At 65.2% G+C, this 24,375-nt stretch carries 24 protein-coding genes; 1 reads left to right on the top strand and 23 read right to left on the bottom strand.

The window, feature by feature from the left end; genetic code table 11:
* Position 1: 1 nt before the first annotated feature.
* Complete coding sequence (gene hemC, locus C380_RS18305) at positions 2–934, bottom strand: hydroxymethylbilane synthase (RefSeq protein ID WP_015015328.1); 933 nt, start codon at positions 932–934, stop codon at positions 2–4.
* Positions 935–1,062: 128 nt separating this feature from the next.
* On the opposite strand from hemC, the gene ppc reads away from it, so the two are divergent.
* A complete protein-coding gene (gene ppc / locus C380_RS18300; RefSeq protein WP_015015327.1) occupies positions 1,063–3,852 on the top strand; it encodes a phosphoenolpyruvate carboxylase in 2,790 nt (929 codons plus the stop codon).
* A gap of 208 nt (positions 3,853–4,060) precedes the next feature.
* Here ppc and C380_RS18295 read toward each other — a convergent pair whose 3' ends face one another.
* From C380_RS18295 to C380_RS18195, 22 genes are all read right to left on the bottom strand, one after another.
* Positions 4,061–4,354, bottom strand: a complete 294-nt coding sequence (locus C380_RS18295) for a hypothetical protein (RefSeq protein WP_015015326.1) — start codon at positions 4,352–4,354, stop codon at positions 4,061–4,063.
* Between the two features lie 351 nt (positions 4,355–4,705).
* A complete protein-coding gene (locus C380_RS18290) occupies positions 4,706–5,917 on the bottom strand; it encodes an AI-2E family transporter (RefSeq protein ID WP_369750504.1) in 1,212 nt (403 codons plus the stop codon).
* Between the two features lie 59 nt (positions 5,918–5,976).
* On the bottom strand, positions 5,977–6,768 hold the full coding sequence (locus C380_RS18285; protein WP_043566824.1) for a DNA adenine methylase: 792 nt from the start codon (positions 6,766–6,768) through the stop codon (positions 5,977–5,979).
* Positions 6,689–6,925 (bottom strand): Com family DNA-binding transcriptional regulator, encoded by a 237-nt coding sequence (locus tag C380_RS24675; protein ID WP_015015323.1) that lies wholly within the window; start codon positions 6,923–6,925, stop codon positions 6,689–6,691. The genes C380_RS18285 and C380_RS24675 overlap by 80 nt, the downstream gene beginning before the upstream one ends.
* A gap of 143 nt (positions 6,926–7,068) precedes the next feature.
* The gene (locus C380_RS25660; RefSeq protein WP_015015322.1) at positions 7,069–7,689 is read right to left on the bottom strand and encodes a hypothetical protein; all 621 of its coding nucleotides are present in this window, start codon (positions 7,687–7,689) and stop codon (positions 7,069–7,071) included.
* Positions 7,689–9,857: a hypothetical protein gene (locus C380_RS24095; RefSeq protein ID WP_051022569.1), complete on the bottom strand. Its 2,169-nt coding sequence runs from the start codon at positions 9,855–9,857 to the stop codon at positions 7,689–7,691. Before C380_RS24095 ends, C380_RS25660 begins: the two co-directional genes overlap by 1 nt.
* A gap of 2 nt (positions 9,858–9,859) precedes the next feature.
* On the bottom strand, positions 9,860–10,927 hold the full coding sequence (locus C380_RS18270; protein WP_015015320.1) for a hypothetical protein: 1,068 nt from the start codon (positions 10,925–10,927) through the stop codon (positions 9,860–9,862).
* Positions 10,924–16,785, bottom strand: coding sequence for a phage tail length tape measure family protein (locus C380_RS18265; RefSeq protein ID WP_015015319.1), 5,862 nt, complete (start codon positions 16,783–16,785; stop codon positions 10,924–10,926). The genes C380_RS18270 and C380_RS18265 overlap by 4 nt, the downstream gene beginning before the upstream one ends.
* A 24-nt stretch (positions 16,786–16,809) precedes the next feature.
* Entirely contained in the window at positions 16,810–17,088 is a 279-nt protein-coding gene (locus C380_RS18260; RefSeq protein WP_015015318.1) for a DUF1799 domain-containing protein, read from the bottom strand.
* A gap of 89 nt (positions 17,089–17,177) precedes the next feature.
* The gene (locus C380_RS18255) at positions 17,178–17,561 is read right to left on the bottom strand and encodes a hypothetical protein (RefSeq protein ID WP_015015317.1); all 384 of its coding nucleotides are present in this window, start codon (positions 17,559–17,561) and stop codon (positions 17,178–17,180) included.
* A gap of 62 nt (positions 17,562–17,623) precedes the next feature.
* Positions 17,624–18,568 carry a hypothetical protein gene (locus C380_RS18250; protein WP_015015316.1) on the bottom strand — a complete coding sequence of 315 codons (945 nt, stop codon included), beginning with the start codon at positions 18,566–18,568 and terminating at the stop codon, positions 17,624–17,626.
* Positions 18,565–18,792 (bottom strand): hypothetical protein, encoded by a 228-nt coding sequence (locus C380_RS18245; RefSeq protein WP_015015315.1) that lies wholly within the window; start codon positions 18,790–18,792, stop codon positions 18,565–18,567. Before C380_RS18245 ends, C380_RS18250 begins: the two co-directional genes overlap by 4 nt.
* Positions 18,789–19,217, bottom strand: coding sequence for a hypothetical protein (locus tag C380_RS18240; RefSeq protein ID WP_015015314.1), 429 nt, complete (start codon positions 19,215–19,217; stop codon positions 18,789–18,791). Before C380_RS18240 ends, C380_RS18245 begins: the two co-directional genes overlap by 4 nt.
* 6 nt (positions 19,218–19,223) lie before the next feature.
* Entirely contained in the window at positions 19,224–19,760 is a 537-nt protein-coding gene (locus C380_RS18235; RefSeq protein ID WP_015015313.1) for a gp436 family protein, read from the bottom strand.
* A 148-nt stretch (positions 19,761–19,908) separates the two neighbouring features.
* Positions 19,909–20,220: a hypothetical protein gene (locus C380_RS18230; protein WP_015015312.1), complete on the bottom strand. Its 312-nt coding sequence runs from the start codon at positions 20,218–20,220 to the stop codon at positions 19,909–19,911.
* Positions 20,221–20,256: 36 nt separating this feature from the next.
* Positions 20,257–21,150, bottom strand: a complete 894-nt coding sequence (locus C380_RS18225; protein WP_015015311.1) for a Mu-like prophage major head subunit gpT family protein — start codon at positions 21,148–21,150, stop codon at positions 20,257–20,259.
* Between the two features lie 29 nt (positions 21,151–21,179).
* Entirely contained in the window at positions 21,180–21,590 is a 411-nt protein-coding gene (locus C380_RS18220) for a hypothetical protein (RefSeq protein ID WP_015015310.1), read from the bottom strand.
* 39 nt (positions 21,591–21,629) lie between these two features.
* A complete protein-coding gene (locus tag C380_RS18215; protein ID WP_015015309.1) occupies positions 21,630–22,832 on the bottom strand; it encodes a phage protease in 1,203 nt (400 codons plus the stop codon).
* Between the two features lie 127 nt (positions 22,833–22,959).
* Positions 22,960–23,382, bottom strand: coding sequence for a hypothetical protein (locus tag C380_RS18210; RefSeq protein WP_015015308.1), 423 nt, complete (start codon positions 23,380–23,382; stop codon positions 22,960–22,962).
* Entirely contained in the window at positions 23,375–23,815 is a 441-nt protein-coding gene (locus C380_RS18205) for a regulatory protein GemA (protein ID WP_015015307.1), read from the bottom strand. The genes C380_RS18210 and C380_RS18205 overlap by 8 nt, the downstream gene beginning before the upstream one ends.
* The gene (locus tag C380_RS18200) at positions 23,812–24,099 is read right to left on the bottom strand and encodes a hypothetical protein (RefSeq protein ID WP_015015306.1); all 288 of its coding nucleotides are present in this window, start codon (positions 24,097–24,099) and stop codon (positions 23,812–23,814) included. The genes C380_RS18205 and C380_RS18200 overlap by 4 nt, the downstream gene beginning before the upstream one ends.
* Positions 24,096–24,350, bottom strand: coding sequence for a hypothetical protein (locus C380_RS18195; protein WP_015015305.1), 255 nt, complete (start codon positions 24,348–24,350; stop codon positions 24,096–24,098). Before C380_RS18195 ends, C380_RS18200 begins: the two co-directional genes overlap by 4 nt.
* Positions 24,351–24,375 lie beyond the last annotated feature (25 nt).

Below are 24,375 nucleotides of genomic sequence, written 5' to 3'. Positions count from 1 at the left end.
CTCAGGCCGGGGTGATGCCGCGCGCACCCCCAGCACGCAGGCGTTGCGCAATCGCGTCGCCCAGGGCTTCTGCCTGCGCCAGCGTGGTGACCGCGGCGGAGGCCTGGGCGCGCACCAGCGGGGCTTTGTCCTCGGGGTCGCCCCAGGCGGCGTCCAGCTGCAGCACGCCCTGGGTGAAGGTGCCGTGCGCTGCCAGGGGCATCGAGCAGCTGCCGCCCATGGCGCGGCTGACGGCGCGCTCGGCGGCCACGGTCAGCCAGGTGGTCTGGTGCGCCAGCGGCGCCAGCGCGTCGATCAGGTCTTGCCGGTCGCTGCGCACCTCGATGCCCAGCGCGCCCTGGCCTGCCGCGGGCAGCATCGCATTGGGTTCGAAGGTGGTGCGTATCCGGGCTTCCAGCCCCAGGCGCTTGAGGCCTGCGGCCGCCAGCACGATGGCGTCGTACTGGCCTTCGTCCAGCTTGCGCAGGCGGGTGTCGAGGTTGCCGCGCAGGGGCTCGATCTTCAGGTCAGGCCGCAGGGCCTGCAGCAGCACCTGACGGCGCAGGCTCGATGTGCCCACCACGGCACCCTGCGGCAGCGCGTCCAGGTTCTCGTAGCGGGGGGAGACAAAGGCATCGCGCGGGTCTTCGCGCTCCATCACGCAGGCCAGGGCAAAGCCCTCGGGCAGCTCCATGGGCACGTCCTTGAGCGAGTGCACGGCAATGTGGGCGCGGCCTTCTTCCAGCGCCACTTCCAGCTCTTTCACAAACAGGCCCTTGCCACCCACCTTGCTGAGGGACTTGTCCAGAATCTGGTCGCCCTTGGTGGTCATGCCCAGCAATTGCACGCTGTGGCCCCGGGCTTCGAGCAGCGCTTTGACATGCTCGGCCTGCCACAGTGCAAGGCGACTTTCGCGCGTGGCGATGACGATGGGATGCGTTGGCGAGGGGCTCAAGTTCGTAACCTGTTTGTAATTATTCAGCGGCGCAGGATGCTAGCATGCGCCCGCACTGGGGCTGGTGCGGCCTGCGGCCATGCGGGCTCCACGCGCCAGGCCATCCCACCCATCCCGGAGACTCCCGCATGAAACGATCCGACAAGGACCAGCCCCTGATTGACGACATCCGCCTGCTGGGCCGCATTCTGGGAGACGTGATCCGTGAACAGGAGGGGGTGGAGGCCTACGAGCTGGTCGAGCAGGTGCGCAAGCTCTCTGTGGCCTTCCGCCGCGACGCCGACCAGGAGGCCGACCGCGCGCTCAAGAAGCTGCTCAAGTCCCTGTCGGGCGACCAGACGGTGAGCGTGATCCGCGCCTTCACCTACTTCAGCCACCTGGCCAACCTGGCCGAAGACCGCCACCATATCCGCCGCCGCGCCGTGCACGAGCGTGCGGGCGACACGCAAGAGGGCAGCATCGAGGTCGCCCTCTCGCGCCTGCGCTGGGCCGGCATCGCGCCCAAGACCATTTCGCAAACGCTGGCCGGTAGCTATGTGGCGCCCGTGCTGACCGCCCACCCTACCGAAGTGCAGCGCAAGAGCATTCTGGACGCCGAGCGCGACATTGCACAGTTGCTCGCCACGCGCGACGACATCCAGGTGCGCGCACAGCTCTACAACAGTGCCAAGGATGCGCTCACCCCGCGCGAACTGGCCGCCAACGAAGCCCTGTTGCGTGCCCGCGTGGCCCAGCTGTGGCAAACGCGCCTGCTGCGCTACAGCAAGCTCACCGTGGCCGACGAAATCGAAAACGCGCTGTCGTATTACGAAGCCACCTTTCTGCGCGAGATCCCCAAGATCTACGCGGACCTGGAAAACGAGCTGGGCCAGTACCCGGTGCACAGCTTCTTGCGCATGGGCCAGTGGATTGGTGGGGACCGCGACGGCAACCCCAATGTGACGGCGCAAACCCTGCAATACGCCCTGAGCCGCCAGGCCGAAGTGGCCCTGCGCCACTACCTGACCGAGGTGCACTACCTGGGCGGCGAGCTGTCGCTGTCGGCCCGCCTGGTGCAGGTGTCGGCCGAGATGGAGGCCCTGGCCCAGCGCTCGCCCGACACCAACGAGCACCGCGTGGACGAGCCCTACCGCCGTGCACTCACTGGGATCTATGCGCGTCTGGCCGCATCGCTGAAAGACCTGACCGGTGGCGAAGCCGCGCGCCATGCCGTGGCGCCACAAAACGCCTACGCCAGCGCCGAAGAGTTCCTGGCCGACCTGCGCGTGATCGAAGCGTCACTGAAGTCCCACCACGGCGAAGCGCTGGCCGCAGAGCGCCTGCACCCGCTGATCCGCGCCGTGCAGGTGTTTGGCTTTCATCTGGCCACGGTGGATTTGCGCCAAAGCTCCGACAAACACGAAGAAGTGGTGGCCGAGCTGCTGGCCAAGGCGCGCATCGAACCCAACTACGCCAGCCTGCAAGAAGCCGCCAAGCGCGCCCTGTTGATCAAGCTGCTGAACGACGCGCGCCCGCTGCGCGTGGTAGGCGCCGAGTATTCCGCGCACGCCCAGGGAGAGCTGGCCATCTTTGAAACCGCCCGCGTGATGCGCGAGCGCTTTGGGCATGAGGCGATTCGCCACTACATCATCAGCCACACCGAGACGGTGAGCGACCTGCTGGAGGTGCTGCTGCTGCAAAAGGAAGTGGGGCTGATGAGCGGGACCTTGGACACCGAGTCCAAGAACCACCTCATCGTGGTGCCGCTGTTCGAAACCATCGAAGATCTGCGCAATGCCGCGCCCATCATGCGCGAGTTCTATGCGCTGCCCGGCGTGGCAGCCCTGGTGCAGCGCAGCGGTGGTGAGCAGGACATCATGCTCGGCTACAGCGACAGCAACAAGGACGGCGGCATCTTCACCAGCAACTGGGAGCTGTACCGCGCCGAGATCGCCCTCGTCGAACTCTTCGACGAACTCGCCACCAGCCATGGCATCCAGCTGCGCATGTTCCATGGCCGGGGCGGCACCGTGGGCCGGGGCGGTGGCCCGAGCTACCAGGCCATCCTGGCCCAGCCCCCCGGTACCGTGCGTGGGCAGATCCGCCTGACGGAGCAGGGCGAGGTCATTGCGTCGAAATACGCCAACCCCGAAATCGGCCGGCGCAACCTGGAGACGTTGGTCGCCGCCACGCTCGAAGCCACCCTGCTGCAGCCCACCAAGCCTGCGACCAAGGCCTTCCTGGACGCCGCCGCGCAGCTCTCGCTGGCCAGCATGGGCAGCTACCGCGCGCTGGTGTACGAAACGCCCGGCTTCACCGACTACTTCTTCAACTCCACGCCCATCCGCGAGATCGCCGAACTCAACATCGGCTCGCGCCCTGCATCGCGCAAGGCCAGCCAGAAGATCGAAGACCTGCGCGCCATTCCCTGGGGCTTCAGCTGGGGCCAATGCCGTCTCACGCTGCCCGGCTGGTTCGGCTTTGGCTCGGCGGTGGAAGCCTTCATCAACACCGAAGGCAAGGACCCCAAGGCCCAGTTGGCGCTGCTGCAGAAGATGTACCGCCAGTGGCCGTTCTTCCGCACCCTGCTGTCCAACATGGACATGGTGCTGGCCAAGAGCGACCTGGCCCTGGCCTCGCGCTACAGCGAACTCGTCACCGACGCCCGCTTGCGCAAAAAGGTGTTCACCAGCATTGAGGCCGAGTGGCACCGCACGGCCGACGCGCTCACCCGCATCACGGGCGACAAGCAGCGCCTGACGCACAACACGGCGCTGGCGCGGTCCATCAAGCACCGCTTCCCTTACATCGATCCCCTGCATCACTTGCAGGTCGAGCTGGTGCGCCGCTGGCGTGCAGGGCAGGGGGATGAGCGGGTGCAGACAGGGATTCACATCTCCATCAACGGGATTGCGGCGGGGCTGCGCAATACGGGCTGATCGAACCGCAAAGCAGTCCCGTCTTCGCATCTGGACCTGCCGCCTGCGCGGCGCGAACCCATAACAAAAAGGGCTCCTAATGGGAGCCCCGTTTGTTTGGCCAGTGCGGGAGCGTGCGTTGAAAACACCTCCCATGGCAGCAGCACCCGCACCGCGCGAAGTGCCACCACCATGGGAAGTCCCGCAACTGCGTCAATCGGTCATGCGATTACATGGCGCTGAATTCGCCCGAAGGGATCTGGCCAGTGCGCACAGCTTCAGCAGCCTGGGCACGCACAGCAGCGCGGTCAGCGGTGGACTTGTAGGTCACCACACGCGAACCAGCAGGCTCGATGCTACGTGTTTGTGCCACGGTAGCGGCTTCGGCAGCCACTTCAGCGCGGGTGCGGTTGGTGTCGAACTTCAGGGCGAATTGCGAGCCATCGGCTTCGTCAGCATGGGCGCCAAAAGCAGCGAAACCGGCAACAGCGGCGACGGAGAGGAAACGGGCGGTCTTGTTCATGATGAAAATCCTTGAAAGTTAAAAAGCGTCTCAAAAAAGCCGGGTCAAAAACCATTTCTGAACCGGGTTCGGTGAGTCGCCTTGCGGGTTCGGCTCATCGATGGGATGAACTGTACGCCGATGGTGTTCAGGGAAAAACCACCCAGTCGCGAACTAACTGTTCCAGTATTGGAAACAATCTTCAACGACAGTTGGGTGGCGCAGTTGCGCCCTGGTGTTCGGTAATTCGGGGAGCTGCATCTCTGGTGCGAAGCCAGAGTCCACGTGTGGAACAGGTGCAGAGATACGGACGGCCCGAGCCGCAGTGACGGCGTCAGTGGCAGACGCTGCGTCGCTCGGTGGCCAAGTCGCTCAGTCGCCCAGCAACTCGCCCACGGCCTTTAGGTCTTCCACCCGGTCGCACACGGCCTTCACGGCCATCATCACCGGGATGCCCAGAAGCAGGCCCCACAGGCCCCACAGCCAGCCCCAGGCCAGCACGCTGATGAACACGGCCACGGGGCTCATGCTGCTGGTGCGGCTGGTCAGCCAAGGCGTGAGCAAGTTGCCGATCAGCGTGTGGATGACCAGCGAGGCACCGCCAATGGCCATGGCCATGTCGAGCGTGCCGAATTGCAAGAACGCCACCAGGGCCGACGCCCCTGTGACCAGGGCCGAGCCGATGTACGGCGCGAGGTTGAGCACCGCGGCCACCACGCCCCACACAGCTGCGTTTTCCAGACCCAGTGCCCAATAGGCCGCGCCAGTGGCCAGGCCGACAAGTACGCTGGTGAACACCTGCAGCAGCAGATAACGCTGTATCTGCTGCGTGATGTCCTGCAGCACATGGATGGTGACCTTGCGCCGCTCCAGGCTGGTGCCCGCAATGCGCAGCAGCTTGTCGCGAAACAGGTTGCCTGAGGCGAGGGCAAAGTAGGTCAGAAACACCACCACCATCAGCTGCCCCAGGGCCGACATCAGGCCCATGGTGCCGCTCCATAGGTAGTCGCGGATGTTGAAAGGTGGGCGCTCCACGATCACCCGCTGCACGCCCCGGCGGGGCGCTGTGGTAGCGGTGCTGTTTTCGTTGGCGGCCTGCTCGATCTGGGTGGCCGCCTTCTGCACGGTGTCCAGCGGGCTGCTGCCACCCGCGCGCGCCTTGAGGTTGTCACGCACTTTTTTGGCGGCGACGGGCACCGAGTCCACCAGTTGCGCCGCCCCGTCACTGAGCGACCAGGCCGTGCTGGCCAGCCCGGCAACGATGGCCACCAGCAACACCCCCGCCCCCAGCGCCCGCGGCACATGCCACCGGGCCATCATCTCCACGGCGGGCCGCAGCGCAATGGTCAGCAGCAGGCTCAGCATGATCGGAATGAACACCGCGCTGGCCCAGTGCAGCAGCGCCACGCTGGCAAACAGTGCCAGCAGGGCGAGGGAGAGGTTGCGCACGTCCACGGGCATGTGGAGCATGAGGGGGGCTGCGTGGGGCGCTGGCGCCGAGACCGGAGGCGCAGGGACTGTGGGTGCGGCTGCGTGTGCGTCGGCTGAAGCGCGGCGCGATAAATGCGCCTTTGGCGGTGCGATAAATAGGCGGTCGGTGAATTGCCAGTGATGAAACGAAATTGCACCACAGAAAACAGGATTCAGAACAGTCCGGCAGGTTCGGCTTGGCGGTCCCAGCTGTAGATCACCAGTTCCCCCCGCTCAACCCTGTTTGCGCCACCACCCACGGTGTAGTCCAACTTGAGCGCCTCCATCTCGAACCCCGCGAAGCACTCCCGGATCGCCGGATGGTCGTTGATGCTTACAACCGCCTTGCCCTTGATCGCCTTGAGCTTGGCCGCCATGGCCACGTATTGTTCCCAGGAGAACGGCACACCGTACCCCTCGGTCTCCCAGTACGGCGGGTCTAAATAGAACAAGGTGTGCGGGCGGTCGTAGCGGTCAATGCAAGCCGCCCAGTCCAGGTTCTCGATATAGGTGCCGCTGGCCAAGCGTAGGTGCGCGGCCGACAGGTTCTCTTCGATCCGTAGCAAGTTGATCGCCGGGGCTGTGGTGGCGGTACCGAAGGTCTGGCCAGCCACCTTGCCGCCGAAGCTTTGCTGCTGCAGGTAAAAGAACCGGGCCGCGCGTTGCACGTCGGTCAGCGTTTCGGGGCGGGTCTCCTGCAGCCACTTGAACACCTGGCGGCTGGTGAGCGCCCATTTGAACTGGCGCACGAACTCCTCAAGGTGGTGGGTGACCACGCGGTAGAGGTTGACCAGGTCGCCATTCACGTCGTTCAGCACCTCGACGTCGGCCGGGTGGCGCGCGAAGAACACGGCCGCACCGCCAGCGAAGACCTCCACGTAGCAGCTATGGGGCGGGAACCTGCTCAGCAACAGGTCTACGAGTCGGCGTTTGCCGCCGATCCAGGGAATGATGGGTGTCGTCATGATGGATTCCATCTGTCGACGCTCCCTGGCGTGCTGGTGGGGGGCTCATGGCCCTCAAGTGGTTCATGCCACCACAGCGGGGGCATTTGATGGTGAGGGCTGTAAAGATTCCCTCACCCAACTTTCGGCGGCATGCGCCGCATCTGATTTCTTCCATTGCAAGCCTGTTTCCGTGGGTGAAACATCCGATAGACTCGCGGCACTCTGTACAGGGTGGCGGGCCTTGTCGGCTTGCAGGCTACTTCTGCAGGTTGGGGCTGTTGCCGGTGTTGACGCACCGGCAGGGGCCGCCCGTCTTTTTTATGCTGGCCAGCCCTCCATCACATTGATGGCAGACAGCGCAGCCAGGTCGTCGGCAGCAGCGTCGATATCGCCCTCGATCCGCTGGCGCACCCCTGTAAGAGTGCCGTGTATCGTGCGATAGGCGTTGTCCAGCGCCACGATGCGCAGGGCCAGCTCGCTGCGATCCAGACCGCGCGCACTCGCCGCAGCGTCGATCCAGGGCGTGAACGCTGACGGGTCGGCCTGCAGCGCCCGGGCCTCGCTGATCTGCACGGGCCAGCTCTCACGCTCGCTGTCTGGATAGCCTGCAGAAATCGCATGGGTCCGGCGCTCGTACTCCGCAAACAACTCGGCGCGCAGCTCTGCCGCACGGGCCTGGGCGCGGGCCGCGTCGCGGGCGGCAACGTACTGTGCCCATGCCGCTTCATCGCGCACCTGCCACTGCCCGCCCAGGTAGCACCAGTGGCCTGCTGCGTAGTCGGGGTTGTCGGGCACGTCGACCAGGTGTGCATGGTTGTCTGCGGTAATACCAGGCGCGCGCCGAGCACCGACCAGCCCAGCCTCACTGATGCGCACAGCGGCCGCGTCCTCCAGCAGAAAAATGACCAGCCCGTTGTCTTTTTGAATGATGGCCTGCATTACATATTCCCCGTGAGAAGCAGTTCGGTGGCCGACAGAGCGACGCCCGCTCGGCGCGAGCCCGTTTGCTGCAGCTCGCCCAAGTCGTCGATGTAGTACGTGTAGCCTGTTGCCAGGCCGCTCAGGCCCGACGCAACTCCGCCCTTTGTGATGACAAGGCCCTGCGCCCCGTCTGCAATCGCTGCGGCGGTGATACCGATCCAGGCGTTGGCGTTGGTCACGCTGTCACCCGTATCCCAAACGCGTGTGGTTTTCAGGTTGGAGTTGCCCGCGTCCACATAGGCAAACACCGCTTTGTCCTCGCTGCTGTTGTAAGTCATCACCGGAACGCTGCTGGTGCTGGTGTTGATGTATGTCGTGGGTCCGAACACCAGCGTGCTGCCAGTGACGGCCGCCGAGGCCGTGCGCGCGTACGCCGTGCTGGACTCAAGCCCAAAGAACACAAGTTCGCCTTTGACGATGTCGTAAGCAAACGGCTGCTGCGCGTTATCCACGCTGCCCCCGCTCCAGAAAGTTGCTGCGGTGGCAAACGTCATCGCCACAGATACCGCAGTGCCCGAGAGCGCCAGCATCGCCAACACCGAACTGGTGGTGTTGTTCCCAGCGACGACCACAAAGCGGTCCGCACTGGGCACGTACTCCATCCATGCCGTCTGTCGGGCATCAAAACTACCCGAGACCGTCACCGCAGTCCGCGCCGTCAAGGCCGTGGCATTGACTGTCAAGGCCCTGGCCGCGTAGGCCGTCATCGCTGTGGCGTAGCTCACCACCACCTCCGGAACGCCAGGTCGCGAGCAGACTGCACCGGCAAAGTAAGACCCCGAAGTGGTGCCTGCGGATACCGCCGTGCCCGACGTCATCACCCCGCTGGCCACCTGCACAGCGACTGCATTGATGTTCGTGGTGGTTGACAGGTACAGCACCACGATCTTGTTCTGGTGGGCGTTGTAGCAAAGGCTGAGCCGGGTGCCCCCCGTGGGGGCCACTGCCGCGCCCAGGCTCTGCGCACTGCCCAGGCTGATCGTACTGCCCGAGATGGTGCCCAGCTGCAAGTAAGCAGCCGATGCGTTAAAGAACGTCATGCACACAACGGACTCGACCGGGTGCCAGCAGATGCGATTGAGCGAGCCCGTCGGCAGCGCAGTGCCCGCACCCCAAGTTGTTGTGCCCGTGTTGCCGTCCACGGTGCCGACATGCAAGTGGGTCGTGGTCAGCAGCACCACTTTGTTGCTGCCGGGGCAATCGATCATCTGCACGAAGTCGCCGCTGATCGCGGGCGTTTGCTCCGCGCCAAGGGCGCCAGGGTTGACCGAATAGCCCACGGTGCTGACACTGCCGTTGCTGTTGAGCACCACCACTTTGTTCGCAGCCACCGCCCCCTGGGCTGTCATGCGGCGACGGCCCGTGGCCAAGCGCTGTGCAAACGCCGTAGTTGCCAACTGCGTGGAATCCGTCTCGGGCGTGGCGGTTGGCGCCGTTGGAATCCCGGTCAACGCGGGGCTGGCGAGCGGGGCCTTTGCTGCCAGGGCGCTGGTCATGGTGGCGGCAAAGTTGGCATCGTTGCCAAGCGCAGCCGCCAACTCATTGAGCGTATCGAGCGCAGCGGGCGAGCTGTTGATCAGGGCCGTCACTGCAGCGCGCACGAAAGCCGTGCTTGCCACCTGGGTGGTGTTCGTCCCTGGTGCTGCGGTTGGCGTCGTGGGTATGCCGGTGAGCGCGGGGCTCTCCAGCGTCTTGTTCGTGAGCGTCTGGATGCCCGTGGGCGTGACGAATGCCGCCGCATCCACCGCCGCTGTCATGCTGATGGACCAGGCGCTGGGTGTTCCTGTGCCGGTGCTGCTGTAAACCTCTACCTGCAGCGCACCGGTCTCTACGTTGTAGGCCGTGCAGGTGGTCAGCATCCGGTTGGTGGGCACGGCCGAATCGGCCAGCACAAGGTCCATGCCCGGCACGAAGCCCTTGCCCGGCTGCACGACCAGGTTCTTGATGCCCGGTGTGAAATCCAGCAGTGTGGCGCTGGTGGCCGATACGCCCAGCGCAAACGCACTGCCCTTGGCGTTCAGCGCCTCGGTCCAAGGATTGAGCTTCGACAACAGGTCGTCCATGTCGCCTTGGAACGTCAGAGGGTTCCGCGAGCTTGGAACGACATCAAAGAGGGGGATGCTCATGGTCAAATTTGCTCCAGTGAGAGGTGCACGATGACTTTGGGTCCTTGGGGTGCCGACAGCTTGAACCGGGTATAGAAACCAGTGATCAGCAGCATGTCGAACAAGGGGTTGACGGGATCGTCCAGACCTGAATACAGGGTCGTGACGTTGTTGAGCGCATCACGCGCGGCCAGGACACGGCTGGCGTACTTGACCGGCAGTGCCAGCGTCTGATCGGTCAGGGGCAGGTTGCGCCGGGTCACCTTCGTGGCTTCGCCGTTGATGCCCCGGTCCACAGTTGAGTAATTGCGGCCGTCGTTCTCGGCGCCCCACTGGACGGTGCCCAGCCAGATGTAATTGCCCACCACAAGGCTGCCGCACTTGACGTTGCCGCTGTCGGCTTCCAGCTCAATCGTGAGGACGATGTCCGAAAACGGCGGAATGTCGTAGACAACGTGCGCAGACCGGGTGCTGAACTCTTTAAAGCAGTACTCGTAGGCGTCGAAGGCCTCGCGCGTGTTCAGGTCGATGGTCTTCGGGCCATACACAACGCCACCGCCGAACACGCTTGTTCCGGTGATCCTCAACCGATTGGCCTTCAGACCCGTCACACCCAGGGAATTGACACGCTGCCCGGGCTTGATGGTGACGACCATGGGACCGTCAACAACGGTCTGGCGGTTGTTGTCAAGGTCGAACATCGCTGCCCGGTTGGTGGGGCCTGCATCAATCCACCAGTCGGTCTGCTTGGCGGGCAGCACGGGCAGCGGTTTGCCCTGGTTGCCTGCCTGGCGGCTCTCGTAGACCCGCTCGTTGGCCGAAGCCGTCGCGCCCAGTGGATAAGTAGTTGCTGCGTTGTAAGGCGTCTCGGTGGGCCCTATCGCGCGCCACCAGAGGGGCGATGTGCCGGGCGCATTGCCGAGGTTGCCGGGCTGCAGCGACTCATAAATCTTGTAGTCGGCCACCACCTGCACGATGGCGCCAAAGCCGTAGGTGCTGCCCAGCGCATAGGCCGGAGGGTTGTGCACGGCGGTGGCCGTGCTGGACACCAGCCGCTGTGGCGTGATATTGACCGGGAGGGTCGCTCTCATACGAATGCCTCCGTCTGCATGGCCCGGCCTTTGCGGGTGACGGAGCTGATCGTGTCTGCCGTTTCGCCGCTGCTCTCGCTGATTGCTTCCAGGAATCTGTCGTGCTTCTCGATGGCCCGTTGCACATCGCGCAGGGCTGCAACCACGTCGGCATTGCCTTCCCCGACCGATGCACCGCGCTGCAGGATTTGCATGACCTGGCGGTTGTCGGCGGCGGTGAAGATGCGCTCGCCCTCATGCACGATGGCGGGCATCGTGTATGGGATGTAGTTACTGCCGATGTCGAAGCCCGGCAACCCGAGCTTGCGCAGATACGGCGTCACGTAGTCCGACTGGGCGCTACCGGCCTGCTCGCGGGCAGCGGTGGCGGCCGACGCCAGGAAGGTGGACGTGAACTGATCCATCGCCACGCGACCGCTGGACAGCTCGGCAGTCCAGAAGGCAAGGCCCTGCGGATCGATCTGATTGACGGCGGAACCCACCCCGGAGCGCCCAATGGAGGCATAGGCCGAGCGCACCGTACTGTCGATGGTGCTTTGTGCTGACAGGGCGCCGATGGCTTTTTGCGCCTCCGCCGACAGCCCGAGCGCCGTGCCCAGCGTTGCCAGCATGTTGGGCTGCAGGCCCACAGCGCTGCCCAGCGTGCCAATGGTGCCCATTGCCGCATCGCCCAGGCCCAGGGCTCCGCCCAGTGTGCCAATGGTGCCCAGCGCCGCATCGCCAATCCCCACGGCGCTGTCCAATGCGCCCACGGTGCCCATTGCAGCGCTACCAAAACCCAGCGCACCGCCCAGCGTGCCAATCGTGCCCAGCGCTTCGTCGCCGATACCCATGCTGCCCGACAGCGCATTGATGATGCTGCGCGCAAAGGGCGAGATGCCGATCTGCTCGGACAGCGCGTCCACCGTTTTGAGCGCATCGCCAGAGAAGCCCACAAGCGTGCGCATGGCGGCCATCGCTTCTTCGGTCCTTTGCGCCAGGCCAATGGCCGTGCCCAGCAGTGCGGCTTTGTCGGCGTCCCAGCCCAGGGCGGTGGCCAGGGGCAGCATCTGCGATGTGTCCACCCCCAGCGCCGTGGCCCACGCCTCGCGCGTTGCCGGGTCTACGCCCAGGGCCGTCTGCAGTGCAAAAGCCGTTTCGGCGTTGAAGCCCAGCGCACCCTGCAGTTGCTGGAACTGGATGGGCGACAGGCCCAGGCTGTCGGCCAGCGATGCCATGAGGTCAGGTGGCGCGCCCAGCGCTTGCCCGAGGGATTCATAGACCTGCGGAGCCACGGACACGTTGAGCGCTTGCGAGAGACTTTCCAGGTCACTGTCCGACAGGCCGAGCGCCCCTTGCAATTGCAGAATGACAGCGTCCGAGACGCCCAGGGCCACGGCAAAGTCACCGGGAGATGCGCCCGTCTGGCCCGCAGCCAGCGCCTTGACCAGGTCTTCAGACAGGCCCAGTTTGTCCAGGGCCGCCAAGGCCACCTCCAGCCGACTGTTCGCGGCCGCCTGCTCGGCGGTGGCCGCGTCATAGGCCGCCCGCAGCTTGGCGATCTCGTCGCCCACCAGGTCGGTGGATTCCAGGAGGGATGTGCCGGTCTCGGCCGCCAACTGGGCATAGCGCGCCTGATCGGCCTGTGCGGTGGCCACAGCAGTCTGCGCGTCGGCAATCTGTTGTTCCAGCGTCTTGGCTGCTCCTGGCGCGCCCACGGTGGGCAGGCTGTCGGCAACGCCCTGCAGGGTGGTACGCACCCGGGCGACCTCGCGGGCGTATTCCAGGTCGGAGCCTGCCATGGTGCGTGCGGCATCCAGGTAGGCGCTGGCCACCCCCGTGAGACGTTCGCGCGAGGCGGCATCGCCCCCTTGGGCCAGCACGGCGGTGCTCTGCAGCTCGGCCGCCAGCATCTCTTTGCGCGTTGCGGGGTCCAGGCCGCTTTGTGCGCCGGTGCGCAGGCTTGCCAGGTAGTCGGTCAGGGTGCCCGCAAAGCTGCGGGTGGCGTCGGCCGACTGCTCTAACAAGTCGGCCAGCGTGGCCTGGGCGTCGGCCACCTTGCCTTGGGAGGCTGCGTAAGCGTCGGCGATGGCTGTGTGGGCCGTGTTCACCCCTGCGTCCGCGTTTTGCGCGTTCTGGCGCATGCTGGCGATGCTGCTGGCCACGTTGCCCAGCGCTCCCTGCAGCGCCGAGCGTGTTGCCGCGGCAGACTTGACGAGCTGGTCGAACTGCGCCGACAGGCCCATGAGGCTGGCGTACATGCGGCGCCCGCTCTCGGTGGTCAGGTCCTGCGCCTCGATCCGGGCCCGCAGCTCCTCATTGGAGCGAGGCAGTTGCTGGCCCAGCGCGGCAAAGGACTTGGTGAGCATGCGCGTCAGATCGGCGGCGCGCTCGGATTCGCTGTGGAAGGTTGCGTAGTACTGGGCGGTGACGCTGGTGAAGGCATCCAGCCCTCCGAACATGTCGGCCAGGCTGCTGGCCATGTCGGCCCCTGCCAGGCTGTTGGCGTAGAGCGTGTCGCCCATGCCGTCAAAAATGCCGTTGACGGTGGTCAGGCTGGTGGCCAGGCGCGTGAGGGTGTCTATCGCTTCCTCGCCCGCCCGTGCGTATTCGCTGGCAGCGTACCGGGTGGTGGTGACCATGTCCTGGACTTCGCGATATGCCCAGTTGCCACCTTCGGCGCCGCTTCCGTCACTCTCGCCCACCATGCGCGTGATCGCAGTGGTGGTGCTCTCCCAGGTGCCCAGCACCTGTTGTGCCAGCTCGTTGCTGCCCTTTGCCAGGGCATCCTGGAACGCTTGCTGGATGCCAGCCTCGTCCAGGCCGTTGGTGCTGAACTTGAGCGCAGTCGTGAAGCCCGCAATGCGGTCGGTCTGCAGCCCCAGCGCGTCGGCGAACAGACCCACCTGGATTTGCGTGGACTTGAAGGTGGCGGCGATCTGGCGCTCGACCTCCGGGTCCAGCTCGCCCGTCACCGTCTTGTCGCTGCGGAACCAGCCGCCCTTGTAGAACTGGTAGCTGTTGCCCTCAAAACCCGCGCTGCCGCCCAGCGTGCCCTCCACGCCCGTGTCTTTGAGCTTGCGGCCGAAGGCGCGGTTGATGAGGCCGCCCACCACGCCAGCGATGGGGCCAAAGAACGCGCTGGCGATGCCCGACAGAACGTTGACGGTGTTGCCGCCCGTGCTGTAGCCGTTGGAAATGGCCGAGCTGATGCCATACCCTGCCAGGCCACTGCCCAACATGCCCAGGCCCGAGCCGATGGACTGCCCCAGCGACGTGAGCTGCCCACCGGCAGGAACGTAGGCCGATGGGTTGTTGCCCATGATGGCCGCCGAGTTGGACAGGCCGATGCTCTGCCCAAAGCTGCTGCCCGCCAGCTTGGCGAACCCGGCTGTGATGCTGCTGGAAACGCCCGTAGTGAGCGCCGAGTAGGCCGACGACAGCAGGTTGGCAGAGCCCAACAGGCTGCTGCCCTGGGATGCGGCCGAAGAGCCACTGCCGGTGGCCCCCGCCAAAAAGCCTGCCAGAGGCTTCATGAAGGGGTCAAGCACGATGCGGAAGGCCGTGGTGCGCAGCATGCCCACCACGTATTCCTTGAGGGACTTGCCGCCCGCCATGGCCGCATTGGTCAGGCCCTGCTCGTACTGCTCGGTGACCCGCTTGAGCTCTTCGCGCAGATCGCGCACGTGGTCCAGTTCGGCGCGGGCCGTTGCGTTCGTGCGGGCCTGTGCAGCCGTGGCGCGGGCTCGGGCGGCCTGTTCGTCGCGGTCGGCCTGGGTGAAGCCCTGGTTGCGGTCGATGGCTTCGAGCTGGCGTTCCAGCTCCAGCTGGATGCGCAGGTACTCGACAGCGAGGGCGCGCTGTGAGGCCGTACCGGTCACCGTCTGGCGCTCCACCTCCAGCAGCTGCGTGGCTTCGCCCACGCCTCGGGCGTAGTCGGTGACCGCCTGGCGACCGGCATATACGGCCTGGGTGCGGGCCACCTCGGCCTGGGCGATTTCATCGGCGATCTGCTGCTGCACGGCGTACTGCGCCTGCATGACCTTCAGTTCGGCCTCACGCGCTGCCTTGATGCCGGGCTGCTTGGCGAGCAGCTTCTCCTGCTCTTGGGTCAACTGTTCGGCAGTGAGCTTGCCGTCCTTGAACTGCTTGTTCAGGCGCTCCCAGTCCTTGTAGAAGTCGCCAGACAGGCCGGCTAGCTCTGCCAGCAAAGACTTCTGCTGCTCCAGCTCACGGGCCGCAGAGCCAGCCGCGCCCTTGTCGGCCACGCGCTTCTTGTAGGCAGCGATTTGGCGCTCAATGTCGCGCTCTATTTCGAGCTGCTCTTTGCCTGCCGCCTTGCCCGCAGCCATACCCACATTGCGAATTCGGTTGATCTCCTCTTCCTGCTGCTGCTGCTTGGATTTGTTGGCGTTGACGATCTTCGCCCACTCAGCCTCATGCTCTACAGCTTTGGCACCCTGGGCTTGAGCTGCGGCGTTGTCGTTGGCCAGCGTGATCTTCTTTTCCAGCAAGCGGATCTGTTCCTTGAGATCGGCCGTCGCCTGGCCCTCCTTAAAGCCAGGACGGGCATTGCGCTCTTCCTGGCGGGCCAGGTTCTCCCGGAGCTGGGCGAGATTCTGCTGGTCGGTGTTTGCACGGCCCACTCCCAGCATCCAGTCCCAGGCTCCCTTGGCCGCACTTGCAACGCCCATCCATGCGCGCTCGATGTAGCCGAGGTTGGCAACCATTTCATTCTTTCGGGCTTCCATCGCGGCCATGTAGGCCTGTTGCGCGGCGGCCCCGGCTTCTTCTTTTCGGCCCTGTTCTTCCAGAGCGCGAATGTGCTCGTAGACGGCGACTGTCAGATGGTGGTACTGCTCATTGAGCTTGAGGCTCGCCTGCAGGGGTGCCTTGCCCAGTTGCTCCAGGTGGTCCACCGTGGCTTTGACCGGCTGGCCGACGTACTTCTCCAGCCCCATGGCCGTCTGGGTGAACTGCTGCAGGTTCTCGCGCGCCACCGCACCGCTACCCGCCATTTGGGTCAGCGCAGCGGCGGCAGCGCCCTGCGTACCCGTGACCTCGCTGATCGCTCGCGCCATGTCGGTGAGCTGGCCCACCGTGGTGCCTGCGGCGTTGCCGCTCATCACAATGGATGCGCGGTAGCCATCGGCCTCCTGGGAGCCTTGGTAGTACGCCAGTGCGAGCACGCCTGCGGCGGCGGCGGCAAGCGTGAGCGGGTTGACAAGGCCGAACACGTAGCCGGTCAGGGCTTTGGCGGCGGGAATGGCTCCGCCGAACATGTCTTTGAGCTGGCCGCCCTGCTGCAGGAACACCGTGAGCGGCGCCTGGCCGCCCTGGATGCTCGTGACGATGTCAGTGAACTGTGCGGGCACGCCGCGCAGCGCGGCAGCGGTTTGCCGGGCGGAGATGGTGGTTTGGCCCAGCGCCGCCTGGGCGATTCCCCCCGCTTTCGCGGCCTGTTGGCTGGCACTGTCTGCGGCGGTGCCGAAGGCCTTGGCGGCGGGTATGCCACTGTTCAGCGCGGTCTTGACGGCGTCGCCCTGGCGGGCTACACCGGCTAGCCCGGTCTGCGCCGCCTGGAAATTGGCGGCCGCGCCGGACAGCGGCTGCGGAATGGCCCCCAGCGCCACCGCCGCCTGGCGCCCCGAGAAGGTGAGCTTGTCGATGGCGGCAGCGGCTGTGCTTCCGTTGCTGGCGGCCTGGCCCAGGCTGTCCAGCTTGCCCACAATGGACTGAACGCCCTGGGCCGCGCCGGAGGCACTGCCAGAAACCTGTGCTGCGAAAGCCTGCGCTGTCTGGCCCGCCTTGGTGAACTCGGCGGTGTACTGTGTGGAGTCCACATGCAGTTTGACACCCACCTTGAATTCATTGGACATGCGCCGCTTTCCTTCTTTTGCCGCTTACCGTTGGTTGAGAAACTTGCGTGCCTCGGCTTCGAGTACGCGAACCATCCAGAACACATTGCGCCGGTGCTTGGGCTTCACATTCAGCATGTGCATGACCGACTGCATGGCTGTGGCGTCTATGCCGTCGTAATGCACCAGGCCAACGCCGATGAGTACGCGCCAGTTGCGGTCACAGGCGGTGAACACCTCCCAAGCCCGCCACAACTCGGGCGGCAACTCAAAGTCACCTTCCTGGCTGGCGCATTCGGCCCGGGCGACCTGGTTCGCCTCCATGGCCTTGTCGGGGTCGGCTCCAAGCTGCTGCCACTGGGCGCGCAGATCGGCGTCTTCTTCCTCAGTATTGGCCTCGCCGCCCCCCGCGCTCAGATAGTGGTGGCGGACGGCGGCTCGGAGTTTTTTGCGACTTCTGCCGCCTCGCGCGCCTTGCGGCCGTTCTCAAAGTACGCCTCCACCAGAGCCGCTTCGAACCCGTCCCAGTCTTCTACCAACTCCGCGCGCTGCTGCTCGGTGTAAGGTACCGCGCTACCGGCCTTGTCCTTGAGCTCCCAGTCCACCAGCAGGCGGTCCAGGAACTCCTTGTCGGTGATCTTCTTGGCGGTCAGATCGGCTTCGAGCTGCTTGCGCTCGCTGGTCTTGAGGCGCTTGAAGCGGGCCTTGAAATGAACGATTTCCGGTTTGCCCAGGTCGCCCACCAGGGTGAGGCGGGCGGCGGCCCAAAAAGCGACGGATGCGAGAACGACGGACATGGGTGTGATCCTTGTTGAAATGCTGTTGCAGGGGGTAAAAGAAGCAGGCGCGATCAGGTCGCTCAGACGGTGATGGACCACTCGTCGTTGCCCGCATCGCTCGGGATGAAGCGCAGAGGCACGGTGATCATCTGGATACCGTCTTGCTCACCGAACGTGGGCTTGCCGATCTGTGCGAGCGGCGCCGCAATGGAGATCGTGTTGACGGCGGCCTGGCCGTGTTTGAGCAGCAGAGGCACCTTGGCACTCGTGCGGGCCATCTCGATCCAGTTCTTGGTGGCCACGGACGTGTTGCGGAAAGTCACCGTGCCGGTGGAGACGCGGCCGGTGATTTCGGTTGTGTCCACGCCCATCAGGTCTTGCTTGACCACCTGGTTGCCGAAGTCGAACTGGAAGCTGCTGGCCGCTGCGTTGTAGCCGTCCAGGCTCAAAGTGGTATTGAGCTTGTTCACGCCCAACGGCCGCAGGAACTTCACATAGCTCACAGCAGGCATGGAGCCGACGTCTTCCACCGGGTAGAACGCGCCGGTGAACTCAAACTGCCACTTCGGGATTTGCTTGGCGTCCACCATGGATTTGGCGTTGGCGCGGGCCCCTGCCATCTTGTAGAGCAGCTTGTCCACCACGGCATAGATGGTCACGCTCTCCATGCCATCGGTGACAGGTGCGAAGACAGTCCCAGCGTCGGGATCTGGCGCGGGGGTGTTGGTCACGCTGGCGGCGCTGGCGCGCAACAGCGTGGCCCAGCCCGGCAGGTCGCCCACGGTGCCCACACCTGCAAAGCCCACGCTGAACGCGATCTTGCGGTACAGGGTGACCAGCGTCGTTTCGGATGCGCCGAAGTACGGGCGGATCACGCCCTGGTCCACCTCGTCGCCCTCGATGGGAGTCAGGGTGACATCGGACACCTCGATGGCGTCTGCGGCCACGGGCACGACGATGGTGCCCACGGTGGCTTCAATGGCCACCAGAACGGCCATCTTCTTGATGAATTTTGGGTCGCTCATTTGCGCTCCTTGGTGGTTTCAGGTTGGGTTTGTTCGACCTGCACGCGGCGGCCGTTCGTCATGCGGTACAGGCCGCCGTGGCCGTGGTACCGGTCCGGCGCGCTCTTGGCGGCCGGGGCGGGCTGAACCACGGCAATGGCTCCGGTGTCTGCGGCGGCGCTGGCCGTCGGTGCGGCCGCTTCTTCGGCCGTGGTGTTGGTTGATTTGCCATTGGCTTTGCTCACGGATTGCTCCTGTAGTACGTGGTCAAGGAAAACTCGTCGCTCCACCAGAGGTGGCCGTCGCCCTGGAACTGCACCAGCTCGCCGCCCGCAAACGTGACGGGCTCGCCGGTATCGGCATCGGGCACCCAGCCCACCAGCGCTGCGCGCACCTGGGCGCGCACGGCCTCCAGCTCCAGCAGCACGTCCAGGCCCTGGGCGCTGCGGGCGGTGTCCAGCACGATCAGCACGCCGAACAGCACGCCAATGAGCTGATCCACGGTGCCGGTATGGGGCAATTCATGGCCCCGGTCGGCCAGCGGTATGAGGTACAGCGCGGGGGCCGCGACCATGCCGCGCATGGCGGCGTCCAGGCTGGTGGCGCCGTCGATCTCGCGCATGCCGGAAACCTGCGCCTTGAGTCGGTCGAGAACGTCTTGCACCCACATGGCCGGTTACCGGAAGGCCCGCAGCTCATGGCGCGAGAACACGGGCGGCGCAGCGTCAAAGCGCACGTCGGTGCTGGTGGCGTTGGCGGGGGCCTCAGGGTCGTTGGCGCCCAGGCTCAGCTTGCCCGCAGCCACGCGGTCGAGCATCTTCAAGGCGTCGCGGTAGTCGCGGGCTACCGGGTCTTTGGCCTCATCCGTCACGCGGCGGCCGTTGAGCAGGTAGCGCGAAATGGAGCGTGCCCAAGCCGTCAGCAGGCTTTTGCCGGTGGACGTGGGGGGCAGGTTCAGGGGCAGTGTGTAGCCGCGTTGCGCAAGGTGGCCGTCGATCACGGCACCGGCCTCAGCCACGGCGTCTTGCACGCGCTGCAGGGCTGCGTCGGCGGCAGCGAGCTGCGGGGCCGTCCAGGCCGAGCGGTCTGCGCCGCGCAGCGTGGCGTCCATCAAGGCGAAGTCCACCACAGGCGTGGCATCGCTGCTGGCCGCGAGAGCGATCTCCCGGGCGCCTGGGCGTTCGGCCAGTTCGGCGGTGGTGATGTAGGGCATGGTGGGGAAGAAATCAAAATGCCGGGGCTAATCCAAAACCCTTCCCGTTATCCAGCCCCGGCTTGAGGTTGGCGGTGGAGTTCTCCCTGAGCTCCCTGCGCGCATGGAGAACGACGCGCGCAGATCAAAGCCCTTCGCTGGGGTGGTATCAGGTCCCTGTTTCGCTGCCATCGGCGCCGTCGCGGGCGGCAAGTTCGCCCACCTGCTCTTCGGGCACTTCCATGAGCTGGGCGACCAGCATGGGTTCGCGGTCGATCTGCTCGAACTGCTCGCGGGTCAGCTCTTGCACCGGCACAAAGGTGGTGCCGTGCCATTCGCGTCCCGCGCGGCGGAAGCCGTCGCGCTTGGTGATGACCTGCAGCACCTGGCGCATGCCGGGGGCGGGATCGCCGGGCAAAGCGGTCTGGACGGTTTTGGCGGCTACGGCTGCAGCGGTCTTGTTTCGGTTGGCGGTTGCCATGGGCGTTGCTCCTAAGTGGGTTGGGCCGGGGGGCGATCAGGCGGTGAGCCAGGGGCAGACGACAACCTTGGAGAGGTTGCGCATCACGTTGCTGGCACCGTTTGCCAGGCGCTCGGCCTGCACCACTTCCAGCGCTACCTGCTCCAGGGCGGGAGGCACCCACAGTTCGGCGCTGCGGATGACCAGTGGCTTGCCGTTGTCGCCCATGAAGGACTGATGGGCGGCGCGTGCATCGGCATAGCTGTCCACGTCCAGCGTCTGCTTGCTGGCATAGGCGAGCTGCCACAGGCCCAGGCCCGCGTTACCGCGCCCGTCTGCACCCCAAACGAATTCGTTGCGGCTGAAGACGTTGTCGTCGCTCAGGCTGGTCTTGGCCTGGAAGCCGTAGTCGCGGCGCTTCTGGTAAATGATGGGCTTGATGACCTTGGTGTTGTCCACCAGGAACCAGGCCGCGCCGCTGCCGCCCTGGAAGTTGCTCACGCTGGTCTGGTTACCAGGGGCGCCCACCGGGTGGTCGGTGTCGAAGAAGTACTGGCCGTCGTAGCAAGGCGTGGTGAAGCCCGCGTTGAGCATGGCGAACACCAGCTCGTCGGGGTGCAGCGCGGCGTCTTGCCCCAGCTGCTCGATGACGGGTTTGTAGACGCCGTATTGGTCGTCCTCGATCTCGTCCCGGCCCACCGATACGGTGTTTTCAAAGGTCTTGTTCTTGATGGCGTAGTCGTGCGCGACCAGGTTCTGGTACTGGCGCTCGCCGATCCATTCGCGGAACTTGGTGATTTTGCCCAGCCAGCCGTACTTTTGCTCGCTGGTGGTGCTGGGCACCAGGGTGGCGATCTGCGACCACATGGGGGCAGCGCTGGCCAGGCCACCGGCGAAGGCGGCGCTGAACGACTGGTTGAGGATGGCGAGGTTGCCGTGATTGATGATCATGATGGGTTGAAACTCCGTTGCAGTTGGAATCAGCGGAAATCGACCCAGACGCCATCGGCATCCACGTCGAACACCTTGCCCGCCACGCTGCGGGTGTTGGTGCCGTTGGTTTTGGCGACCGTCTGGTCGTCCACGATGTAGCAGTCGCTGCCCACGTCGGTCAGCGCGATGGCGTCGGCCGATGCCGAGTTGGCAAAACGGTGCGGGCCCTTGCGGCAGCGCACACGGATGGCGCCCGCAATGCCCGCGCTGTTGTCGGCACGGCGCTCGGCAACGCCAACGGCTTTGAGCGTGGTTGCGGTGGCGCCAGGCACGGCGTAGCCACCGGCATTGATGCAGACGATGGAGCCGCCCCAGATGCGGGTGGTGGCGGCCACAGGCGGCTCGACCTGGTTGCCGTCGCGGCGCGACGTGTTGCGGTCTTGGGTGAGTGCAGTCATGGGACTTCGATCTCCGGTGGGTGATGGGATGGGCTGCGATCAGGCGGCGGCGCCTGTGGCCATGGCAGTGCCCGCCTTGCGGTAGGCCTCGGGCGTGATGCCCATGGAGTTGCACACGGCCAGCTCGTCGGCGCTGAGCTGCTGGTCGCCACTGGCGGTGGCAGTGGGCGCCTTGCCACCCGTCTGCGTGCCCGCCAGGGCCGGGATGGGCTTGGACGCTCCGATGAAGGCCGTAAGGGCCGCAATGTCCTTCTTGCCCATGTCGCGAGCCCAGGTTTCCAGTGTGGGCAGCAGACGGCCATCAGCCAACGCAGGCTTGATCAGCGCATCGACGTCGGTTTCGACCTGGCGCGATGTGAGCGCAGCAATCTGGCCCTGCATGGCAGTGACCGTTTCGATGGGCACCCACTTGGTTGGGTCAGGTGCACCTGGCTGGGATTGCGCCAGGCTGGCGCAGGCGGCCGTGGCCACCTCGGGCGTGGCATCAGCCGGGAGCTTGAGCGCGGTGCAGACGGCCGTGGCCACGTTAGCGCGGGCCTGCAGGGGCTGCAGCGGACCGAGGGCGGTGAGCGCTGCAATGGCGGCGGGCTCGGTGGTGGTTTCAGGCAGGCCAAGGGCGGCCAGCAAGGCTTTGAGCAAGGGGTTCACGGAAGGCTCCTGTCGTGGAGGGTTGGAGGGAAGGAAAGCGGCGGTCGCGGCGGCTACCAGGGAGAGTGGCTCCATGCCGCTGATGCCCGGGTCGTTGGTGAGCGCTCCCATGTGCACGGCGAGCACCGTGCCGGTGATTTCGTCGTACTCAAAGACGGGGGAGAAGTAGAGGTACTCGCCCGCCTTGATGTAGTCGCGGGCGCGGGCTGTCAGCTCGGCCACGGCGTACAAACCCTGGCCGTCAACCCAGCGCAGATCACGAATCCAGCCCGCTGCGGGTGCGGGCTGGCCGTTCTGTTCCTTCTTGAGGGTCTGGTGCTCGTAGTCGATGACCGGGGGCTTGCCCCGGGTCTTGAATCGCTCGATGACGTGTTGCGCGCTGGCGGCGTCGATGCGCCAGGCGCCGGGCTTCAGCTCGCGCCCATCGTTGGGCTTGAAGGTGCCCGCTGGGGTGAGCTGCAGCATGACCGTGCCGCCCGTCGTTTGCGCGGTCTTGGCAGGCACGCCGAATGTGCAGGCGGCGATGGCCAGGGCGGCGGCGCCTGCGCTGCAGATGGCGATGCGGGTGCTACGGGAGGCGGTGCGTTGATGCATGCCGCGACTGTCGCGCCGCAAGCCATGCTGCGCTAAATCGAGTGCTCCATAGATTCGCAGTAAAGAAAAAGCCCCGCGCGCGCGAGGCGGGCGAGGCTCAGCACTGTGTTGATGGCGCTAGTGCGCTTCAGTCCTCTAGCTGTAACTGACCTTGCCGTAACAGCATCTGTTGCTTGCGCCATTCCGATTCGATCTGCCTGACGCGCGACTCTGTCAGACCTGTTGCATCGGCTACCTGTTTGTAACTCAGCCTTTGCCCCAGCAAGTCAATCACTCTTCGCGCACGGGCGCTACTCATTACATCCGCCCCCACTGGTATGTAGGGCTGCGATCCGCCGAGGTCCTGAGCGATGCCCAACGTGAGCGCCACAGCCAGGCGCGCCAAGTCATTGGCCTGCCCAGCTCCTGGCGCTGAGAGCAATGTGATGAAGTGGCTGGTGGCGAGGTCGCGCCATGTTGCGGGCCAACCGGGCGGAATAAGCTCTTCCAGCGGAGCCAGCTGCTCTTGAGTCAGCTGATTCAAGTCCATTCTCTCGAACGTTTCAACCATGCTCACCTCCACGTAGTTGCCAAGCCTTCAGCGCCTCAATCAAGGTATCCAGCTGGGCCGCATTGGCGAACGCCAGCGCACTCACATGCACCGTACGGGCCACCCAGGCGTTGAGGGCTTTCGGGCTGGTGTCATGGACCAGGCCGTCGCGGTGCAGCTGGTGCCACAGCGCCCACACCTTGCGCTCGCGGGGGCTGGCTGCGGCCTTGGCCTGGGCAAACGTGCGGCCGGGCGAGCGGCGGCGCAACGGCGTGGCCACGCCCGAACGCTCGGCCAGGTTTTGCATGTGGTCGCGCACGGCTTGGCGCTCCTTGTCCGTCAGGTCCTTGCTGCTGGTCTTTTGGGTCAAGTTCTTGAGCAGCGCGCGGTAGTCATCGTCCGTGAGCTGCAGCTTGGACTTGAGGACGTGGATGGCGGCGGTGTGGTTGCTCATGACAGCGCCCCGCACTTGCGCGAATACTCCATGAACGCCAAGACTTTTACCTTTTTTCGATCAACAGCATCAACATCCAGCGGCAGCACCGGTACTCCTGCCTCTTCGAGCATCTCGGCAACCGCGATCAAATCGCTAAGCTCCTGGCGGATGCGTTGTGTGTTGGACAGCTCTTGACCTGGCTGCACTTCGTCGCAGCCAAACCGCATGGCTTTGGTCGCCCGTTGCGCAACTTCAACGGCCTCTTCGGCAAGGCACGCCAGGAGGTATTCGGTGCGGTTCACTTCGCGCCCCCCAACACCAGCGGCCCAAGCCACCAGTTCCACAACCCCAGCAGGCTGCACAGCAAAAAGACCCAGTGCTGCACATGCAGGGGCCACTGACGCTGCCAGGCGCTCACGGTGAGCCAGCCAAGGTTGCTGACCAGGAACGCGCCGAACCCCCAGCCGGGGTATGCGGGCATGGCGAGCAACAGGGTTCCGGCAACACCGAACAGCGCAGCCAGGCAAGAGAGGATGAGTGCCGGGATTTTCATGATTAAGCGTTTGTGGGTTCTGGAG

The organism is Acidovorax sp. KKS102, assembly GCF_000302535.1.
In the GTDB taxonomy this organism is placed as follows: Bacteria; Pseudomonadota; Gammaproteobacteria; order Burkholderiales; family Burkholderiaceae_C; genus Acidovorax.
The sequence above is the reverse complement of the archived record's forward strand: the minus strand, read 5'-3'. Positions and strand labels throughout refer to the sequence as shown.

Coding starts and splice junctions, on each gene's coding strand:
- ppc (WP_015015327.1), top strand. CDS start 1,063: ATGAAACGATCCGACAAGGACCAGCCCCTGATTGACGACATCCGCCTG.
- C380_RS18295 (WP_015015326.1), bottom strand. CDS start 4,354: ATGAACAAGACCGCCCGTTTCCTCTCCGTCGCCGCTGTTGCCGGTTTC.
- C380_RS18285 (WP_043566824.1), bottom strand. CDS start 6,768: ATGACGACACCCATCATTCCCTGGATCGGCGGCAAACGCCGACTCGTA.
- C380_RS24675 (WP_015015323.1), bottom strand. CDS start 6,925: ATGGAAGAAATCAGATGCGGCGCATGCCGCCGAAAGTTGGGTGAGGGA.
- C380_RS25660 (WP_015015322.1), bottom strand. CDS start 7,689: ATGCAGGCCATCATTCAAAAAGACAACGGGCTGGTCATTTTTCTGCTG.
- C380_RS24095 (WP_051022569.1), bottom strand. CDS start 9,857: ATGAGCATCCCCCTCTTTGATGTCGTTCCAAGCTCGCGGAACCCTCTG.
- C380_RS18270 (WP_015015320.1), bottom strand. CDS start 10,927: ATGAGAGCGACCCTCCCGGTCAATATCACGCCACAGCGGCTGGTGTCC.
- C380_RS18265 (WP_015015319.1), bottom strand. CDS start 16,785: ATGTCCAATGAATTCAAGGTGGGTGTCAAACTGCATGTGGACTCCACA.
- C380_RS18260 (WP_015015318.1), bottom strand. CDS start 17,088: ATGGAGGCGAACCAGGTCGCCCGGGCCGAATGCGCCAGCCAGGAAGGT.
- C380_RS18255 (WP_015015317.1), bottom strand. CDS start 17,561: ATGTCCGTCGTTCTCGCATCCGTCGCTTTTTGGGCCGCCGCCCGCCTC.
- C380_RS18250 (WP_015015316.1), bottom strand. CDS start 18,568: ATGAGCGACCCAAAATTCATCAAGAAGATGGCCGTTCTGGTGGCCATT.
- C380_RS18240 (WP_015015314.1), bottom strand. CDS start 19,217: ATGTGGGTGCAAGACGTTCTCGACCGACTCAAGGCGCAGGTTTCCGGC.
- C380_RS18235 (WP_015015313.1), bottom strand. CDS start 19,760: ATGCCCTACATCACCACCGCCGAACTGGCCGAACGCCCAGGCGCCCGG.
- C380_RS18230 (WP_015015312.1), bottom strand. CDS start 20,220: ATGGCAACCGCCAACCGAAACAAGACCGCTGCAGCCGTAGCCGCCAAA.
- C380_RS18225 (WP_015015311.1), bottom strand. CDS start 21,150: ATGATCATCAATCACGGCAACCTCGCCATCCTCAACCAGTCGTTCAGC.
- C380_RS18220 (WP_015015310.1), bottom strand. CDS start 21,590: ATGACTGCACTCACCCAAGACCGCAACACGTCGCGCCGCGACGGCAAC.
- C380_RS18215 (WP_015015309.1), bottom strand. CDS start 22,832: ATGCATCAACGCACCGCCTCCCGTAGCACCCGCATCGCCATCTGCAGC.
- C380_RS18210 (WP_015015308.1), bottom strand. CDS start 23,382: ATGGTTGAAACGTTCGAGAGAATGGACTTGAATCAGCTGACTCAAGAG.
- C380_RS18205 (WP_015015307.1), bottom strand. CDS start 23,815: ATGAGCAACCACACCGCCGCCATCCACGTCCTCAAGTCCAAGCTGCAG.
- C380_RS18195 (WP_015015305.1), bottom strand. CDS start 24,350: ATGAAAATCCCGGCACTCATCCTCTCTTGCCTGGCTGCGCTGTTCGGT.